The sequence below is a fragment of the Nonomuraea sp. KM88 genome, from assembly GCF_052245635.1.
Classification (GTDB): Bacteria; Actinomycetota; Actinomycetes; order Streptosporangiales; family Streptosporangiaceae; genus Nonomuraea.
Genome location: NZ_JBQQCC010000001.1, coordinates 1 through 17,817, shown reverse-complemented (window position 1 = coordinate 17,817; position 17,817 = coordinate 1). Strand labels below are relative to the sequence as shown.

At 69.5% G+C, this 17,817-nt stretch carries 15 protein-coding genes and 2 rRNA genes; 5 read left to right on the top strand and 12 right to left on the bottom strand.

The features are described from left to right. Positions 1 to 63 precede the first annotated feature (63 nt). The 9 genes from ACTWPV_RS00085 to ACTWPV_RS00045 all read right to left on the bottom strand — a co-directional run bounded on the left by ACTWPV_RS00085 (position 64) and on the right by ACTWPV_RS00045 (position 10,194). Positions 64 to 1,569 (bottom strand): CoA-acylating methylmalonate-semialdehyde dehydrogenase, encoded by a 1,506-nt coding sequence (locus tag ACTWPV_RS00085; protein WP_443150089.1) that lies wholly within the window; start codon positions 1,567 to 1,569, stop codon positions 64 to 66. Continuing rightward, positions 1,566 to 2,846 carry an aspartate aminotransferase family protein gene (locus ACTWPV_RS00080; RefSeq protein WP_443150088.1) on the bottom strand — a complete coding sequence of 427 codons (1,281 nt, stop codon included), beginning with the start codon at positions 2,844 to 2,846 and terminating at the stop codon, positions 1,566 to 1,568. The genes ACTWPV_RS00085 and ACTWPV_RS00080 overlap by 4 nt, the downstream gene beginning before the upstream one ends. 133 nt (positions 2,847 to 2,979) lie before the next feature. Continuing rightward, positions 2,980 to 4,200, bottom strand: coding sequence for a cytochrome P450 family protein (locus tag ACTWPV_RS00075; RefSeq protein WP_443150087.1), 1,221 nt, complete (start codon positions 4,198 to 4,200; stop codon positions 2,980 to 2,982). Next, positions 4,104 to 5,429 (bottom strand): cytochrome P450, encoded by a 1,326-nt coding sequence (locus ACTWPV_RS00070; protein ID WP_443150086.1) that lies wholly within the window; start codon positions 5,427 to 5,429, stop codon positions 4,104 to 4,106. Before ACTWPV_RS00070 ends, ACTWPV_RS00075 begins: the two co-directional genes overlap by 97 nt. Next, positions 5,426 to 6,004, bottom strand: a complete 579-nt coding sequence (locus ACTWPV_RS00065) for a GTP-binding protein (RefSeq protein ID WP_347641409.1) — start codon at positions 6,002 to 6,004, stop codon at positions 5,426 to 5,428. The genes ACTWPV_RS00070 and ACTWPV_RS00065 overlap by 4 nt, the downstream gene beginning before the upstream one ends. Beyond that, the gene (locus ACTWPV_RS00060) at positions 5,985 to 6,338 is read right to left on the bottom strand and encodes a DUF742 domain-containing protein (RefSeq protein WP_347641408.1); all 354 of its coding nucleotides are present in this window, start codon (positions 6,336 to 6,338) and stop codon (positions 5,985 to 5,987) included. Before ACTWPV_RS00060 ends, ACTWPV_RS00065 begins: the two co-directional genes overlap by 20 nt. Further along, a complete protein-coding gene (locus tag ACTWPV_RS00055) occupies positions 6,335 to 6,742 on the bottom strand; it encodes a roadblock/LC7 domain-containing protein (protein ID WP_347641407.1) in 408 nt (135 codons plus the stop codon). The genes ACTWPV_RS00060 and ACTWPV_RS00055 overlap by 4 nt, the downstream gene beginning before the upstream one ends. A gap of 55 nt (positions 6,743 to 6,797) precedes the next feature. Further along, on the bottom strand, positions 6,798 to 8,303 hold the full coding sequence (locus ACTWPV_RS00050) for an ATP-binding protein (RefSeq protein ID WP_347641406.1): 1,506 nt from the start codon (positions 8,301 to 8,303) through the stop codon (positions 6,798 to 6,800). Positions 8,304 to 8,724: 421 nt separating this feature from the next. Then, entirely contained in the window at positions 8,725 to 10,194 is a 1,470-nt protein-coding gene (locus ACTWPV_RS00045) for an MFS transporter (protein ID WP_443150085.1), read from the bottom strand. A 55-nt stretch (positions 10,195 to 10,249) separates the two neighbouring features. On the opposite strand from ACTWPV_RS00045, the gene ACTWPV_RS00040 reads away from it, so the two are divergent. The 4 genes from ACTWPV_RS00040 to ACTWPV_RS00025 all read left to right on the top strand — a co-directional run bounded on the left by ACTWPV_RS00040 (position 10,250) and on the right by ACTWPV_RS00025 (position 14,587). Further along, a complete protein-coding gene (locus tag ACTWPV_RS00040; RefSeq protein ID WP_443150084.1) occupies positions 10,250 to 10,948 on the top strand; it encodes a TetR/AcrR family transcriptional regulator in 699 nt (232 codons plus the stop codon). Between the two features lie 13 nt (positions 10,949 to 10,961). Next, positions 10,962 to 12,590, top strand: coding sequence for an AMP-binding protein (locus ACTWPV_RS00035; protein WP_443150083.1), 1,629 nt, complete (start codon positions 10,962 to 10,964; stop codon positions 12,588 to 12,590). A 65-nt stretch (positions 12,591 to 12,655) separates the two neighbouring features. Then, positions 12,656 to 14,272: a PucR family transcriptional regulator gene (locus ACTWPV_RS00030; RefSeq protein ID WP_347641402.1), complete on the top strand. Its 1,617-nt coding sequence runs from the start codon at positions 12,656 to 12,658 to the stop codon at positions 14,270 to 14,272. 27 nt (positions 14,273 to 14,299) lie between these two features. Then, a complete protein-coding gene (locus ACTWPV_RS00025; protein ID WP_443150082.1) occupies positions 14,300 to 14,587 on the top strand; it encodes a hypothetical protein in 288 nt (95 codons plus the stop codon). Here the strand turns inward: ACTWPV_RS00025 and trpS are convergent. Continuing rightward, entirely contained in the window at positions 14,584 to 15,546 is a 963-nt protein-coding gene (gene trpS, locus ACTWPV_RS00020; RefSeq protein ID WP_443150081.1) for a tryptophan--tRNA ligase, read from the bottom strand. The genes ACTWPV_RS00025 and trpS overlap by 4 nt on opposite strands. Before the next feature lie 256 nt (positions 15,547 to 15,802). On the opposite strand from trpS, the gene ACTWPV_RS00015 reads away from it, so the two are divergent. Further along, positions 15,803 to 17,281, top strand: coding sequence for a phosphodiester glycosidase family protein (locus ACTWPV_RS00015; RefSeq protein WP_443150080.1), 1,479 nt, complete (start codon positions 15,803 to 15,805; stop codon positions 17,279 to 17,281). Between the two features lie 219 nt (positions 17,282 to 17,500). Here ACTWPV_RS00015 and rrf read toward each other — a convergent pair. Continuing rightward, positions 17,501 to 17,617: ribosomal RNA gene (gene rrf / locus ACTWPV_RS00010) — 5S ribosomal RNA — on the bottom strand. 79 nt (positions 17,618 to 17,696) lie between these two features. Beyond that, positions 17,697 to 17,817, bottom strand: a 23S ribosomal RNA gene (locus ACTWPV_RS00005); the annotation flags it as partial.

Below are 17,817 nucleotides of genomic sequence, written 5' to 3'. Positions count from 1 at the left end.
GCTGGGAGCTTACCGGGGAGCGGGACGGGAGGGACGCGCATCCCTCCCGTCCGGAATCGCGGGTTACCCGTTCGTGGGGAAGCCCAGGTTCACGCCGCCGTGCGACGGGTCGAGCCAGCGGGACGTGACGACCTTGCCGCGGGTGTAGAAGTGCACGCCCTCGGTGCCGTGCACGTGCGTGTCGCCGAACAGCGAGGACTTCCAGCCGCCGAAGCTGTAGAAGGCCATCGGCACCGGGATGGGCACGTTGATGCCGACCATGCCGACCTCGACCTCGTTCTGGAAACGCCGGGCGGCGCCGCCGTCGTTGGTGAAGATCGCGGTGCCGTTGCCGTACTCGCCGCCGTTGATCAGCTCCAGGCCCTCCTCGTACGAGCCGACGCGCACGATCGACAACACCGGGCCGAAGATCTCGTCGTGGTGCGTACGCGAGCCAGGAGGCACGTGGTCGAGCACCGTCGGGCCGAGCCAGAAGCCGGGTGTCTCAGCGGCCTTGCCGCCGCCGAGCACCGCCGTCTCGCGGCCGTCGACGACCAGCTTGGCGCCCTCCTCGACCCCCAGGTCGAGGTAGGAGGCGACCTTGTCGCGGTGCGCCTCGGTGACCAGCGGCCCCATCTGCGACCTCGGGTCGTCGCCTGGGCCGATCACCAGCCGGCCGACCCGTTCGACGATCTTCTCCACCAGCTCGTCGCCGACCGGGTCGACCGCCAGCACGACCGAGATCGCCATGCAGCGTTCCCCCGCCGAGCCGAACCCGGCCGACACCGCCGAGTCGGCCACCAGGTCGAGGTCGGCGTCGGGGAGCACGAGCATGTGGTTCTTGGCGCCGCCGAGCGCCTGCACCCGCTTGCCGTGCGCGGTGCCCGTCTCGTAGACGTGGCGCGCGATCGGGGTGGAGCCGACGAAGGAGACGCCGCGCACGCCGGGGTGCTCCAGCAGGCGGTCCACGGCGACCTTGTCGCCCTGCACGACGTTGAACGCGCCGTCGGGCAGCCCCGCCTCCTGCCAGAGCCGGGCCATCAGCAGCGACGCCGAGGGGTCCTTCTCCGACGGCTTGAGCACGAACGTGTTCCCGCACGCGATCGCGATCGGGTACATCCACATCGGCACCATGGCGGGGAAGTTGAACGGCGTGATCCCGGCCACCACGCCCAGCGGCTGGCGGATCGAGTAGGAGTCGACCCGGGTCGAGACGCCCTCGGAGAAGCCGCCCTTGAGCAGGTGCGGGATGCCGCAGGCGAACTCCACGACCTCCAGGCCCCTCGCCACCTCGCCGAGCGCGTCGGAGTGCACCTTGCCGTGCTCGGACGAGATCAGCGCCGCCAGCTCGTCGCGGTGGGCGTACATGAGCTCGCGGAAGCGGAACAACACCTGCGACCGCTTCATCAGGGACGCGTCCCGCCAGGCGGGGAACGCGGCCGTGGCGGCCGCCACGGCCGTGTCCACGTCGGCCGCCGACGCCAGCGCCACGTGCCCGCTGACCTCGCCGGTGGCGGGGTCGAAGAGCTCGGCGGTACGGTCGTCGCCGTCCGCGAGCGCCCCGTTGATCCAGTGCTTGACCGACTTCACTGAGCTGCTGCCTCCGCGTTGATGGTTTCCAGTGCGGTGACGATGATGCCGAGCCCTTCGACGGCCTCGTCCACCGTGAGGGTGAGGGGCGGCGCCATGCGGATGGCGTTGCCGTACAAACCGCCCTTGCCCGCCAGCAGGCCCGCCTTCTTGGTCTCCTCCATGAAGCGCGACGCCTGCGCGGGGCTTTCGAGCTCGACGGCGAACATCAGGCCCTTGCCCCGCACCTCCTTGACCACGGGCAGCCGCTCGGCCGCCTCCTTGAGGCCCTTGATGATGATGGCGCCGGTACGCGCCGCGTTGGCCTGCAGGTCGTGGTCGAGCACGAAGTCGAGAGTGGCGTTGGCGGCGGCCATGGAGATCGGGTTGCCGCCGAACGTCGACAGGCCGACCGCGTGCGGAGCGTCCATCAGGTCGCCGCGCGCCACGACGCCGCCGACGGCGAAGCCGTTGCCCAGCCCCTTGGCGAACGTGAGCATGTCGGGGGTGACGCCGTGGTTCTGGATGCCGAAGAACGCGCTGCCGGTGCGGCCCCACCCGGTCTGCACCTCGTCCGAGACGAACAGGATGCCCTGCTCGTCGAGCACCTCCTTGTACGCGGCGAACAGCCCGTCCGGGGCCATCGTGAACCCGCCCACGCCCTGGATCGGCTCGGCGATCAGCGCGGCCACGTCGGTGGAGACGGAGGTGGCCAGCACGTGGCGCAGGTCGTCGACGCACGCCTTGACGTAGTCGGCGTCCGACAGGCCCGCGAACTGGGTGAGGTGCCGGTCGGTGCCGTGCAGGAAGTGCACGTTGAGCGGGGAGAGCGAGTTGTTCTTCCACGCCCGGTTGGCGGTGACGCTGATCGCGCCGAAGCTGCGCCCGTGGTAGCTCTGGCGCATCGCGAACACCTGGTCACTCTTGCGCGCGTACGTGGCCAGCAGGAGGGCGGTCTCGTTGGCCTCGGTGCCGGAGTTGGTGAAGAAGACCTTGGCGTCGGGAATGCCGGAGAGCCGCGCGATCTTCTCGGCCAGCTCGACCTGGCCGCGCAGCAGGTAGGCGGTGCTGGTGTGCACCACGCCCGTGGCGAGCTGGCGTTCGACGGCTTCGCGCACTTCGGGCACGTCGTACCCGATCATGTTGGTCAGGATGCCGGCGAAGAAGTCGAGATAGCTCTTGCCGTCGCCGTCGATGACGCGGTTGCCCTTGCCGCTGACGATCTCGATGGGCTCGGTGTAGTTGAGCGCCAGCCAGGCAGGCATCACTGCCCGATGGCGCGCGAGAAGCTCCGACATGCTCCCGAGTATTCCTTTTTCGCCCTCATCCTCCTATCTCCAGAGTGTCGGCGTAGGAGTGAATCGAGTTACACAGTGCAACCGCGGGCAGGTGATGGAGGCAGGAGCGGGCCGGCCCCTGCCTCCGCGCGCGTCAGCGGCCCAGCAGGAGCGGCAGGCTGCCCCAGCCGTGCGCGATGAAGGACGGGACGTGGGGCACCTCGCTCTCGTGCACGGCCAGGCGGAGGTCCGGGAACCGGGCGAACAGCGCGGGCAGGGCGGCGAGCGCCTCCTGGCGGGCGAGCGGCGCCCCGATGCAGCGGTGCACGCCGATGCCGAACGCCAGGTGCTCACCGTGGTCCTTGGTCGGGTCGAACCGGTCGGCGTCCGGGCCGTGCTGGTCGGGGTCGTGCCCGGCCGCCATGTAGCTGGTGATGATCGCGTCGCCCGCCTCGATCCGTACCCCGCCGATCTCGATCGGCTCGATGGCGAACCGCAGCGGCAGGTTGGCGATCGACGGCGACCAGCGCAGCGTCTCCTCGATCACCGCCTCCCAGGAGATCTCTCCCGACAGGACCCGCCTGAGGTGGTCCGGATGGGTGAGCAGGGCGTGCACCGCGTTGCCGATCAGGTTGACGGTGGTCTCGTGCCCGGCCGCGATGAGGAGCAGCAGGGTGTCGCGCAACTCGTCGTCGCTGAGCGAGTCGCCGCTGTCACGAACGTTGATCAGCTCGGTGGTCAGGTCGTCGCCCGGGTGCTCCCGCTTGTAGGCGACCAGGCCGGGGAGCACGGTGCCGATCTGGACGGCCGTGGCCTCCGCCTGCTCCGGCGTGAGGGTGGTGTCCATGATGGCTTCCATGATCTGGGCCATTTCCGCCCGCATGTGCGCGGGGACGCCGAACAGCTCACAGATCACCCGCATCGGCAGCGGGTGGGCGTAGGCGCTGCGGAGGTCGACGGGGCGGCCCGGCGGCTGCGCGGCCATGGCGTCCAGCAGCTCCGCGACGAGGCCATCGACGATCGGCTGCATGGCCTTGGTACGGCGCGCGGTGAAGCTCGGGGCGATCAGCTTGCGCAGCCGCCGGTGCTCCTCGCCATAGGCGCTGAGCATGTTCGACACGCCGATCCAGGTCATGATCCACCTCCAGCCGGGCTCTTCCATCGCCTGGGGCAGCAACCGCCAGTGCCGCTTGTCCTTGCTCACCAGCGGATCGAGGATCAGCTGCTTGAGCAGGTCGTGCCGGGTGACCGCCCAGGCAGGGATGCCTCCGGTGAGCTCTACGAGGACCAGGGGGCCGAGGTCACGTAGTCGACGGACCTCGCCGGAGAGGTCGGTGCCGAAGGGGTCGAGGACGACAGGGGCTGCATTGCCCACGGAGAATCTCCTGGTTGGTCGGGGCGGATCGGGGTGAAGCTCACCGGCAGGTGCGCCAGCGCGCGATGGAACGGGCCGGGGCGCCACGGCAGCTCCTCGCGGGGCACGGTCAGTTCGAGGTCGCACAGGTGAGAGGTCAGGCGTTCGATCGCGGTCATGGCGATGAGCACGGCCGGGTCGCTGGCCGGGCAGCGGTGCGCCCCGGCGCCGAAGCCCAGGTACGCGCCGCCGTCGGAGCGCAGCTCCTCGGGAACGTTGGTGGGCTCGGTGTTGGCCGCGGCGTAGGAGACGAGGACCAGTTCGGCCGGCTGGATCCAGGTGCCGTGGAAGTGCACGGGCTGGCGCACGAAGTACGGGCCGTAGTTCGACATCGCGGGCTCGGCGCGCAGGGCCTCCATGAGGGCGTCGTACGTGCTGAGCGCGCCGTTGGTGAGCGAGCTGAAGTAGCGGTCGTCGCTGACCATCCGGGAGATCGTGTTGGAGATCAGATTGGCCGTGGGCTCGTAGGCGGCGGCCATCACCAGCACGAGGGTCTCCCCCAGCTCCTCGGGCTGCAGCGCGGCCGGATGGTCGATGAGCCAGGAGGTCAGGTCCTCGCCCCGCTGGGCGTGCTTGGTCTGGATCAGCTCGCCGATGTAGCGGCCGAACGCGTCGCTGCCCCGCGCGCCCGTCTCGCCGTCGGCCTCCATCATGTCCGACAGGGCCTGGGTCAGACCGGCGCTGTCCGCGTCCGGCCGCCCGAAGAGCCGGTTGAAGATGCGGACCGGGATGAGCCGGGCGAAGTCGGCGACCAGGTCGGCCTCGCCCTTCGCGGCGAACTGGCTGATGAGCGAGTCCGACACCTCGCTCACCATCTGGCGCAGCTTGTGCGGCTGGATCTGCTCGAAGCAGTCGGAGATGACCTTCCGGTAGCGGGCGTGCTCGGCGCCGTCGGAGAACAGCGCGTTCGGCCGGCGGCCGAGCATGGCGATCGCCCCCGCGGCCTCCGGGGTGTCGGGGAGCCGTTCCTGCCAGGCGCTGGAGTTCTTGCTCCAAACGCCGCCGACGTTGGTGAGCACGTCCAGGGCGGCCCGGTAACCGATCACCAGGTGGGCCTCGATGCTCGGGGCTATCTCCACGGGCGCGACCGCGCCGTGCCGCACGCGCAGCTGGGCGTAGATCGCCTGCGGGTCTCTGGCGTACTCGGGCCCGTACAGGCGCCCGGCGTCGGGCATGTAGCGCAGGGTCATGACAACACCAGCTCTCTGACGTGCTCCACCAGTGCGATCAGCGAGGCACGGGCGGAGGCGGGGTCGCGGGCGTCGCACACCATCAGCGGCGTGCGCGGGTCCAGGTCGAGCGCCTTGCGCACGGACTCCAACGGGTAGTCCGGCGAGTCGGGGAAATGGTTGACGGCCACCGCGTAACGGATGCCCGCGCTCTCCACCAGGTCGAGAACGGCGAAGCTCTCGTCGATCCGGCGGGTGTCCGCCAGCACCAGGACCCCGAGCGCGCCGCGTACGAGCTCGTCCCACAGGACCTGGAAGCGGGTCTGTCCCGGCGCCCCGAACAGGTAGAGCACGGCCCCGGGCAGGGTGAGGCGCCCAAAGTCGATCGCGGTGGTCGTGGTGGTCTTCTCGTTCACGCCGGTGAGGTCGTCCACCAGCGTGCCCGCCTGGGTGAGCACCTCCTCCGTGTTGAGGGGTTTGATCTCCGAGAGCGCGCTGACGATGGTCGTCTTGCCCACGCCGAACGGCCCTGCGATGACCAGCTTGACCGGGATGTGCTCGGCACTGACACGGCTGTCAGAGAGCGCGGAGGCCACTGAGTACCAACTCCAAGATCTCGATGTCGGGCAGGCTGGTGGCCACCGGCGGATTGCGGGCCAGCAGCGTTCCGCTGCCGACCAGTCCGGCGACCAGCAACCGCACCACGCAGTACGGGAGGCCGAGGTGCGCGGCGCACTCGTACACCGACAGCGGCCCGTCCTGCAGCAGGGCCAGCAGATGGGACCCGGGTGGGTCCAGCCCGTTGGTGGCGGCGTCGGGTGCGATGTAGACCAGGGTCGTGCGCTCGACATCGATGTGTTCGGGCACGGTCAGCCTCGCGGCGGCCATGTAGTCCGGGACGACCCGCCGCCTTTGCCGTCCGGAGGTCACGTCCGGACGCCCGGCACCCTGGCCGCGCTGGCTTCGTCGAGGGCCTTGATCAGCTTCTGCACCTGCAGTTGCACCTCGTAGGCCAGCGCGCCGATGTTGACCGCTCCGGTGGCGGCGACCACGATGGCGGCGCGGTCGCCGGCCGGGGCGATGTAGTAGTAGCCGCTGCCGGCGGAGATGACGATGTCCTCCACCCCCTCGTCGGTGCCGCCGCTGAGGCCCTCGCACAGGGCGCGGGCGGCCCCCAGGACGGAGCTCGTCATGGCGGCGGCGCGCTCGCCGCTCTCGGTCGTCACATCGGCCGAGCCGCCGAGGATCAGCCCGTCACGGCTCAGCACCACACCTCGCGTGACTCCGGGCAGTGCCAGGAGAGGTGACAGGACCCAGGACACGTCGAGGGACAACGCGCGACCCTTGGTCGGAACACGGCTTGAAGCGCTGTGAGCGTCCATGGAACGGTCAATTCCCTTCGGTGGCGTCGTGCGGCTCGGTCGGATACGCCTCACGGCGGCCCGCTTCGGCTCCGATCTGGAAGTCTCCCCACCGCTTCTGGGCTTCCTCCGGGGTGGTGAGCGTGCGGCTTTCATGGCCCTGGGAGCCGCCTCCACCGCGCCCGGAGCCGGACGTGGCGTGCGGCGGCTGGCGGCGGCGCTGCGGGAGCGGCGCCAGGTCCTCCGCCGACCGTTGTTGCGGCGCGGTCACGAAGTCGGTTCCCGCGGGGGAGCCGACCGGTTCCAGCCGCGACGCCGCCGGCAGGGGCTCATGCTGGCCGGCCGGGACCGACGCGCGGACCGGCTCGGGCGCCAGCACCGACGGCCGGGTGTTCTCCGGCATCTCCACCAGCAGGGCGGCGGGGACGGTCAGCACGGCCTGTACGCCGCCGAAGGCGCTCTTCTTGACCGTGACCTGCAGGCCGTAGTGCGCGGCCTGGCGGCCGATGGCGGCCCAGCCGGTTCGGGGAGGGTTGCCGAGGTCGACCAGGCGGATCGGCTGGGTGCCGCTCAGCAGGCGGGTGGCGCGGGCGTACTGCTCCTCGTTGAGGCCGACACCGGCGTCGTCGATGACGATGGCGGCGCCGCTGTTGGTCTCGTGCACGGCGATGGTCACCTTGAGCGTGCCGTAGGAGTGGTGGACCGCGTTGGCCAGCAGCTCGGCGGTGATGAACAGGATCGACTCCGCGGCGCGGGCGGCGACCCCGATCCGGCGGCGCAGGTGGTTGGCCGGGCCTTCGATGCGCTGCTCGAAGTTCTCCACCCGGGAGATGGCGCCCACCACCAGGTCCACCAGATACGTGTCGTCACGCGACAGGCCGGGCGTGGCGCCGCACGCGATGCCGGTCACCTGCACGCGACGGATGATCAGTTCGTTGAACATGTCCAGTCCCAGCACCTCGCGCAGGAGTGCGGTGTGCTCGTCGCCGCTGTAGCGCTGTTGCACGCCGGCGAGCAGGTCCTGGCCGCGCAGCGCCTGGGTCTGCACGCGGGACATCGCGCCTCTGATGACCGCCTGGGCCGCTTCGTCGATGCGCTCGCCTTCCTCTCTGAGGCCGCGGGCGAACGCGTCGAGCAGGGCGCTGTGCTGCCTGTCGACGTCGGTGCCGGCGAGTGCCGGCTCCTGCACGCCGGGCACGACCACGTGGGGGGTACGCAGGTGGGACAGCAGGGCGGGAATCCGCCTCGTGATCAGGTGCTCGGTCTCGGCGCGCACGAGTTCGTGCTGCGCGCGCGCCTCGCGCAGCTGCTCCGCGCTCTCCTGGATCTGGCGCTCCGCCCGGGCCAGCCGCTGCTGGCCGGCGCTGGTCTCGTGCGTCCGGTGCCGGTGTTCCTGCCGGGCCTGACCGAGCTGCCCGCGGGCCTGGGCGAGATCGCGGCGTACGCGCAGGTGGAGGAGCACGACGCCCACGAGGGCGATGAGGAGGCCAAGGGCGATGAGCGTTATCGGGACGCTGAAGGAGTCTGGCGGCATGACAAGTCCTGAGGTCGAGGAGAGCCGGCGGAAAATGTCAACCGCCGAAGAATCTGCTAGCGGCGCGTGGCGGAATCAGCACGACGTCCGGCATGGACCATGTCGGTGTGGACCCCGCCTCTCCGCGACGTCGGCACGACTGCGTGCCTGGTGCGGCTCTGCCTGGGGTAGGGCGAGGCCAAGCGACATGGCACCCTCGGTCTCAGTCGAACGACGGTCAACGGGTAAACCAGTATTCCCGTTTAGTCATGATAGTCAACCGCATGTAAAGGCATCATTGCGTTGAGTTCGTACATATTGTCCGATTTTCTCCTTTGGCGGGGCCGAAGAAATTCCTGCCGCGGCGCCACCGAAGGCCAGGCCCTGACATCCAGCGGGCCTGTCTCTTCTGTCCGAAAATCGCCGGGGAGTCGCGTTTCCGCTAGACCCCTTCGGCGGCGGGCTCGCGTGCCTCGACGGCGTCGGAGGCCGGGCCGGCGGCGGGCCGCAAGACCGTGAACGCGAGCAGCGCGGCGGCCACGGTGAACCCGGCCCCCACCCACGACCCGACGTGCATCGCGGTGGTGAACGCCTCCCTGGCGGGCTCCACCATGCCGAGCCTGAACGCCTCGCCGATCGACTCTCGAGCCGCCGCGGGCACGCCGTCGGGCATGGACGAGGTGAACACCCCGGCCAGCACGCTGCCCAGGACGGCGATGCTCAGGGCGAGGCCCACCTGCTGGACGGTGTCGTTGAGCGCCGATCCGACACCGGCGTGCTCCAGCGGGATCGCCCCCATCAGCGACGCGTACGCCGACGGCCCGGCCAGCCCTCCACCCGCGCCCATCAGCACGAGGGCGCACATCAGCGGCAGGTAGCCGGTGGTGCTCGCCATCACCACGAAGCCGGCGGCCATGACGAGCAGACCGCCCGAGACCAGCATCCGGTTGCTCACCTTCTTCCCGAGCCCCGCGCCGATCCCGTTGAACAGCACCGCGGCGGCGGCCTGCGGCAGCATCGCGAGCCCGGCCCGCAGTTCGCCGTAGCCCAGCACGAACTGCAGGTACTGCGTCAGCATCAGCATGACCGCGCCGGCGCCGAACGACATGAGCAGGATCGAGAAGGAGGCGCCGCCGAAGTTGCGGTTCCTGAACAGCGCCAGCGGCAACATCGGGTGCTCGGAGCGGCGCTCCCAGAACACGAAGGCGGCCAGGGCGACCACGGCGAGGGCGATGATCAGCGGGTTCCACTCGCGTTCGATGATGACGTAGACGCCCGCGGTCAGGCCGGCGATCGACAGCACCACACCGACCGGATCGATCTTCCGCCCGCCGCTGCGGGTCTCCGGCATCAGGACGTAGGCGGCGATGATGGCCACCGCCGCGATCGGGATGTTCAGCAGGAAGACCGAGCCCCACCAGTAGTGCTCCAGCATGAAGCCGCCCAGCGTCGGCCCCGCGATCACGCCGAGCATGGCGACGCTGCCCCAGATGGCCATGGCCTTGCGCCGCTCGTCCTCGGCGAAGACGGTCATGAGGATGGACAGCGTCGAGGGCATCAGGATCGATCCGCCGACGCCCATCAGGGCCCGCGCGCCGATCACCTGCCACGGCTCGCTGGCCAGCACCGCGAGCAGCGACGCCCCGCCGAAGAAGGCCAGGCCGATGACCAGGAACCTTCTGCGCCCGTACCGGTCGGACAGGCTGCCCGCGGTCAGCAGCAGGCCCGCGAAGACGAGCACGTAGGCATCCAGAATCCACTGGATGTCGGAGTACGTGGCGCCGAGCTCCTCGATCAGCGACGGGATCGCCAGGTTGAGCACGGTGCCGTCCACGGTCAGCACCAGCAGCGAGAGGCACAGGACGACGAGAGTCCACCATCGACGGGGGTCTCGTACAGCGTTCGAGTTCACTCGCACACCGTACGACAAACCTCGTACAGTGTGCGAGTGCTTTTATCATGGGCGCATGACCGGCAAGCAGTTCACCTCCGTATGGCTCCGCGAGCCGCGCAAGGCGACCACTCCCGGTCGCAGCCGGGAGGAGATCGTCAGAGCCGCCGTGGAGATGCTCGACCAGGAGGGGCTCAGCGGGCTGAGCATGCGCAAGCTCGGCGCCAAGCTCAGCGCCGGCGCCACCAGCCTCTACTGGTACGTCGCCACCAAGGACGAGCTGCTGGAGCTGGCCTACGACGAGGTGTGGGGTGAGATGACCGTCCCCGATCCCGACCGGGTGGGCTGGCGCGACTCCGCCTCGGCCCTGGCCCACGGCATGCGCCAGGTGGTCCTGCGCCACCCGTGGTCGGCCGACCTCATCGGCCGCCTGCCCGCGCTCGGCCCGCACGCGATGGAGGTCGCCGACCGCATGCGCAAGATGTTCAAGGCGGCCGGGTTCACCGGGCCGGCCATCGACTTCGCCAACGCCACGCTGACCGCCTACGTGTTCGGCATGACGATCCCCGAGACCGCCTGGAACGCCACGATGGGCGCCCAGTACGACCCCGACGAGATGCGCGCCGCGGTCGCCAGGGCCGCCGCAGGTCACCCCGACATGCTGGAGCGCATCAACATGGACGACTACGACGACCCGATGGCGATGCGGGAGATGAGTTTCGACTTCGGGCTCGTGTCGATGCTCGACGGCCTTGAGCGGCGGCTGGCGACGTAGCAGGATCCGAGACATGAGCGATTTCCGCGCCGCCCGTGACTTCCTTCTCGGCTCCGACCCCGACACCGCGCGCCGCGACTTCCGCTGGCCGGAGCCGTCGGAGTTCAACTGGGCGCTCGACTGGTTCGACGGGGTGCTGGCCGCGGAGACACCCGGCGCCGTCGCGCTGAAGATCGTCGGCGCGAGCAGCGCCTCCTACACCTTCGCGGAGTTGTCGGCCCGCTCCAACCAGGTCGCCAACTGGCTGCACCAGCAGGGCGTGCGGCGCGGCGACCGGATCCTGCTCATGCTGGGCAACCAGGCCGAGCTGTGGGAGTCGCTGCTGGCGGCCACGAAGCTGGGCGCGGTCATCATTCCCGCCACCACGCTGCTGACCGCGAAGGACATCACGGAGCGCATCGAGCGCGGCGGCGTCGCCCACGTGATCGCCAACGCCGCCGACGCGGGCAAGTTCACGGGCGGCGAATACACGAAGATCGCCGTCGGTGACGCCTACACCTGGCTGGCCTACCACGAGTCGTACGAAGCGCCCGAGCACTTCGTCCCCGACGGGCCCACCCGGGCACAGGACACGCTCCTGCTCTACTTCACCTCCGGCACGACCTCGCAACCGAAGCTGGTCGAGCACACGCACGCCTCCTATCCCGCCGGGCACCTGTCGACCATGTTCTGGATCGGCCTGCGGCCGGGCGACGTGCACCTCAACGTGTCGTCCCCAGGCTGGGCCAAGCACGCGTGGAGCAACGTGTTCGCCCCCTGGAACGCCGGCGCCACCGTGCTGATCCACGACTACCAGCGCTTCTCCGCCCGCGCCCTGCTGGAGGTGCTGCGGGACGAGCAGGTCACCACGTTCTGCGCGCCCCCGACCGTGTGGCGGATGCTCATCCAGGAGGACCTCGCGGCCTGGCGGCTGCCGCTGCGCACGGCCGTGGCCGCCGGCGAGCCGCTCAACCCGGAGATCATCGACCAGGTGGCCAAGGCGTGGGGCATCACCATCAGGGACGGCTACGGGCAGACCGAGACCACCGCGCAGATCGGCAACGCGCCGGACGACCCGGTCAGGCCTGGCTCGATGGGGCGGCCGCTGCCGGGCTACGAGGTGGTGCTCATCGACCCGGTCTCGGGCGAGCAGGGAGACGACGGTGAGATCTGCCTGCCGCTGGACGATCGCCACCCCCTAGGCCTCATGTCCGGATATGTCGGTGGATCCAGTGAAGCCATGCGCGACGGTTTCTACCACACCGGCGACGTCGCCACCCGCGACCAGGACGGCTACATCACCTACGTCGGCCGCACCGACGATGTCTTCAAGGCCTCCGACTACCGCATCTCGCCGTTCGAGCTGGAGAGCGTTCTGCTGGAGCACGCCGCCGTGGCGGAGGCCGCCGTGGTCCCCGCCCCCGACCCGGTGCGGCTGGCCGTGCCGAAGGCCTACGTGACGCTCGCGCCCGGCTTCGAACCGGACGAGACGACCGCACGGGCGATCTTCGAGCACTGCCGCCGGGAGCTGGCGCCGTTCAAGCGGGTGCGGCGGCTGGAGTTCGACGAGCTGCCGAAGACCATCTCCGGCAAGATCCGGCGGGTTGAGCTGCGGGTACGCCAGCCTCGCCACGAGTTCCGCGAGGAGGACCTGACGCCATGACAAGAACTCACAGTGTAAATCCCCCTTTACCCGTTCTTACAGGCTGATCAGCTAGGCTCTGCCCCGTGTTGCCCACCATCGCCGACGTCCTCGCCCTGGAGACCGTGCGCCGGGGCAACCCGCGCGTGGTCGCGGGCGCCGACCGGCTCGACACCAAGGTGCGGTGGGTGCACGTCGGTGAGATCGCCGACATCGCTCATCTCCTGCGCGGCGGGGAGCTCGTCCTCACCACAGGCGTCGCGCTCCCCGACGACCCGGAGAAGCTCGCCGACTACATCGGCGAGCTCTCCTCTGTGGGCGCCTCGGGCCTGATCGTGGAGCTGGGCCGCAAGTTCGTCCGCGAGTTGCCCCGCGCCGTGGTCAAGACCGCCGAGGAGCACGGCCTGCCGGTCGTCGTGCTGACCCGCGAGACGCCGTTCGTCCAGATCACCGAGTCCGTGCACGCCCGGATCATCGACATCCAGCTGGAGGAGCTGCGGGCCTCCGAGCAGCTGCACGAGGTCTTCACCGAGCTGTCGGTCGAAGGCGCCTCGCCCGCCGAGGTGCTGGCCCAGGTGGCCAGGCTGTCCGGCCGGCCCGTGCTGCTGGAGAACCTCGCCCACCAGGTGCTGGCCTGCGAGTCCGCCGGCCGCGACACGGGCGCCCTGCTGGCGGGGTGGGAGAGCCGGTCCAGGGCGGTGGCCCCGGCCGAACGCACCGCGTACGACGCCGCCTCGGGATGGCTGGTCACCACGGTCGGCGCGCGCGGGCAGGACTGGGGGCGGCTGATCCTCATCTGCGACTCCTCGCCGAGCCCGCGCGACATGGTGCTGGCCGAGCGCGCCGCCACCACGCTCGCCCTGGGCCGCCTGCTGGAGCGCCACCAGGAGTCGCTCGAACGCCAGGCGCATGGCACGATCATCACCGGCATCCTCACCCACGCCTACGCCGATCCCGAAGAGGCCGCCGCCCGCGCCCGCGCGGTCGGCGTGCCGCTCACCGGGCGCAAGCTGGTCAGCGTGGTCATCAGGCCGACCGACCCGGTGGACCAGGCGCTGGACGGCCAGGCGCTGCTCGGCGAGCTGGCCGAGGCGACCGCCGCCGCCTGCCGCGACGCGCGCCTGCCCGCTCTCGTGGGAGCGCTCGACCAGGAGCGCGTCGGGGTCCTGATGCCGCTGCCGCCGCGTGCCGAGGCCGAGGCGGCGCTGACCGCGCTGGCCGACCGGCTGCGCGGGCTGTGGCGGCCCGGCTCGGCGTTCGTGCTGGCGGCGGGCTCGCTGGTGGAGTCCATCAGGGACGTACGCCGCAGCTTTCTCGAAGCCGAGCAGGTGGCCGACGTGGCGGTCCGCCAGCCGGACGGCCGAGCCTTCTACCGGCTGCCCGACCTGCGCCTGCGCGGCCTGCTCCACCTGCTGCGCGACGACGCGAGGCTGCAGACGTTCGCAGAGCGGGAGCTGGGCCCGCTGCTGGCCCACGACGCTCAGCGGGGCGGCGATCTCACCCGCATCCTGCGCATCTATCTCGACGCGGGCAGGAACAAGGCGGTCGCCGCACAGAAGGCCCATCTGTCCAGGCCCGCCTTCTACGACCGCCTGCGCCGCCTCGAACGCATCCTGGACACCGATCTGGACGACGTCGAGTCCTGCCTTTCCCTCCATGTGGCCCTGCTGGCCCTGGAGTCCTTCCGCCGGGAGAGCCGGTGACCCTCCCGATGCGCTGGAATGGGCGATATGTCTGATGTGCTGATGCCCGATCTGGCCGATCTCGGCCGCATGCTCGCCACCGCGGGAGCCTTCTCGGTGCCCGTCCACGACGTGCGCCTGACCCCGGACGAGCTCGATCCCGGCCGGATCGTGGCGGGCGCACCCGCCGCCTCCTCACTGGAGCTCGGCGGGGGCCGCGGCATCTGGGACATCACATCCGGCGTGGTGACGGACGTGGAGACCGACAAGATCTTCGTCGTGCTGTCGGGCCGCGCCACGATCGCCGTCGAGGGCGGCACCGCTCCACGTCGCTAGAACCCCATCGCGGCCCGCACCTCGTCGAGGGTGACGACCGCCCGTTCGCGCGCCCGCTCGTCACCGTCGGCCAGGATCTGCCGCACGTCTTGCTCCGAGTGCTCCTTCCTGCGCTTCCTGATCGGGCACAGGAACTCGTTGACCGCCTCCGTGACCAGGCGTTTGAGCGCGGCGGCGCCACCGTACCCGATCTCCTCCGCGACGTCCTGCGGTGACCGGCCCAGGCAGAGGGCCGCCAGCGTGAGCAGATTCGCCACCTCGGGGCGGTGCGTCTCGTCGAACGTGATCAGCCGGTCGGAGTCGGTGCGGGCCTTGCGGATGAGAGCGGCCGTCTCGTCCTCGGTGGCCGACAGGGTGATCGCGTTGCCCCGGCTTTTGCTCATCTTGCCGCCGTCGAGGCCTCTCAGCAGCGGATGCTCCCCCATCATGGCCTCGGGCAGGGGGAACACCTCGCCGTACCGCTCGTTGAAGCGGCGCGCCACCAGCCGCGTCATCTCCACGTGCGGAAGCTGGTCCTTGCCGACGGGCACCAACGTGCCCTTGCAGAACAGGATGTCGGCCGCCTGGTGCACCGGATAGGTGAACATCAGGCCGCTGACCGCCCGCTGGGAGCTGTGCGCGATCTCGTCCTTCACCGTGGGGTTGCGCTGCAGCTCCGCCACCGAAACCAGGCTGAGGAACGGCAGCAGCAACTGGTTCAGCTCGGGGACCGCGCTGTGCCGGAAGATCGTGACCTTGGCCGGGTCGAGCCCGACCGCCAGGTAGTCGAGCAGCAGCTCGGTGATGTTCCGCTGGATCCGGCCGGGCAGGTCGCGGTCGGTGATCACCTGATAGTCGGCGATCAGGACGTACATGGGATGGACGTCCTGCAGCCGGACGCGATTGGCCAGCGAACCGAAATAGTGGCCCAGGTGCAGCGGCCCCGTCGGACGGTCACCCGTGAGCACGACGTCTTTCATGGTGTCTCTCCTTTGGGATTTATGCCGTCCCGGAGAGAACCCGCACGTTAACCGGGCCGTCTCGAGACGGCCCGGACATGGGGAATCAGTGGCCGTCTACGGGCCACCACCACATGCCGCTCTGTGTCATATCCGAATTGTATCCACTGATGGTGTCGATCTCGTAACCTCTCCACTTCTTTCGCGTGTTCGCCTCCCTTAGAGACCTTGATCTCGTCAGGATGGTGCGGTCCTTTTACCGCCCTCTGGAGAATTCATGTCTCGACGCACCCTTGCCGGCGGCCTGGCCATAGCCGCGGCACTCACCCTCACCACGCTGCCGGTCGTGTCCGTCGCGGCCGAGCAGGCGTCGGTCAGGTTTCCGTCGGCCAAGTTCCCGCTGGGCACCCGGCCCGCGGCGACCAAGAAGATGACGACCGTGGCACAGGGCATCGACCTGTACGACGTGCGGGCGGGCACGTCGACCGACGGTTACACCGTGACCGTGCTGATGCCGTCAGGCCGCGACTACGGGACCCTCCCTACCGCCGAGGCCAAGGCGGCCGAGGTGGAGGCCGCCGGAGAAACCCCCAGCCTGCAGAAGGTGATCAGGCCCGGCGTCGCCGACGCCCCCTCGCAGACCGTGTACATGGTGCGGGTCGGCCTCTGGTCCTTCAAGGACAAGAAGAAGGCCGAGAAGACCGCCAAGCAACTCAAGAAGGCCGACCTGAAGGTCAAGGTCGACTACCTCGGCGACGACGGCCTCAAGACCACGGGCCCCTGGAACGTCAAAGTCGTCATGATCGACAGAAAGACCTTCCGCGGCTCGTACGTGGCCTCGCTCGGCAAGAGCGTGGCCAAGCGCGAAACCGTCTCGTCGATGGCCAAGGCAGCCAAGGCGCTGGTCGGCGTCAACGGCGGCTTCTTCAACATCCACACCGCCAAGGCGCTGCGCGGCGAGCCCGTCGGCGCGTCCGTGGTGAACGGCAAGCTCCTGAGCGAGGCCATCCCCGGCCGCTCGGCCGTGGTGCTCAGAGGCAGGTCCGCCAAGATCACCGAGCTGAGGACGACCGTGACCGCGATCTCGCAGGACGGCGAGAAGAGCGAGGTCAACGGCGTCAACCAGGCCGCCGCCACCGACGAGCTGATCCTCTACACGGAGGAGTACGGCGCCAAGACCCCCACCGGCGGCACCGACGCCGTGATCGACGCCGACGGCGTGGTCGTCGGCCTGCGAGCCTCCGGCAAAAAGATCACCAAGGGCATGCGGGTGCTGCACGGCAACGGCGTGGGCGCCGACTGGCTCAACGAGCATGCCTGGCAGGGCTGGAAGGTGAAGATCGACACCAAGGTCGTCGACCTGCGCACCGACAAGGCACTCAAGCTGACCCCCGAGCTGAACGTCATCGCGGGCGGCGTCGGGCTGGTGCGCAACGGCGAGGTCAGGATCACCGCCAAGCGTGACGGCCATGACTCGATGAACATGATCCTCCGCCGCCACCCGCGCACGCTCCTCGGCACCACCAGGAACGGCAGCCTCATTCTGGCCGCCATCGACGGCCGGCAGCCCGGAGTGACCGTCGGCGCGAACTTCGTGGAGGCAGCCCAGTTCATGCGCTGGCTCGGCGCCAAGCAGGCCATCAACCTGGACGGGGGCGGCTCGACGGCGATGGTGGTCGATAACAAGGTCGTCAACCGGCCCTCTGACGGCTCTGAACGCGGCATCGGCGACGCTCTCCTGGTCCTGCCCAAGTAACGCCCGGAACCAGCCGTAAGGGACCCGCGCCACCACACCCGGGTCCCTTATCCGTCGCGGATGCCGCAGATGCCACTCAAGGCGTCGCTCCACCGGACTACCAGTTGAGCGTTTGAGCGTTTAAAAAGCGCCTTCGACGCGGCCTGGCCGCGGAGGTGGCCCAACACAAAAAGAGGGGGTCCCGACGCGCTTGGCGTCGGAACCCCCTCCACAAAGATTGTCCGGCGGTGACCTACTCTCCCACACCCTCCCGAGTGCAGTACCATCGGCGCAGAGAAGCTTAACTTCCGGGTTCGGAATGTAACCGGGTGTTTCCTTCCCGCCATAACCGCCGTAACCCCACGAAACAACAAACCACCGTTTGCTGCCTCAGAATTGCCTAGTGGACGCGAGCAAAAACTAGAAAGTATGCTTTGTGGTCAAGTCCTCGGCCTATTAGTACCGGTCAGCTCCACACGTTACCGTGCTTCCACACCCGGCCTATCAACCCGGTCGTCTACCGGGAGCCTTACCCCCTCACAGGGTGGGAGACCTCA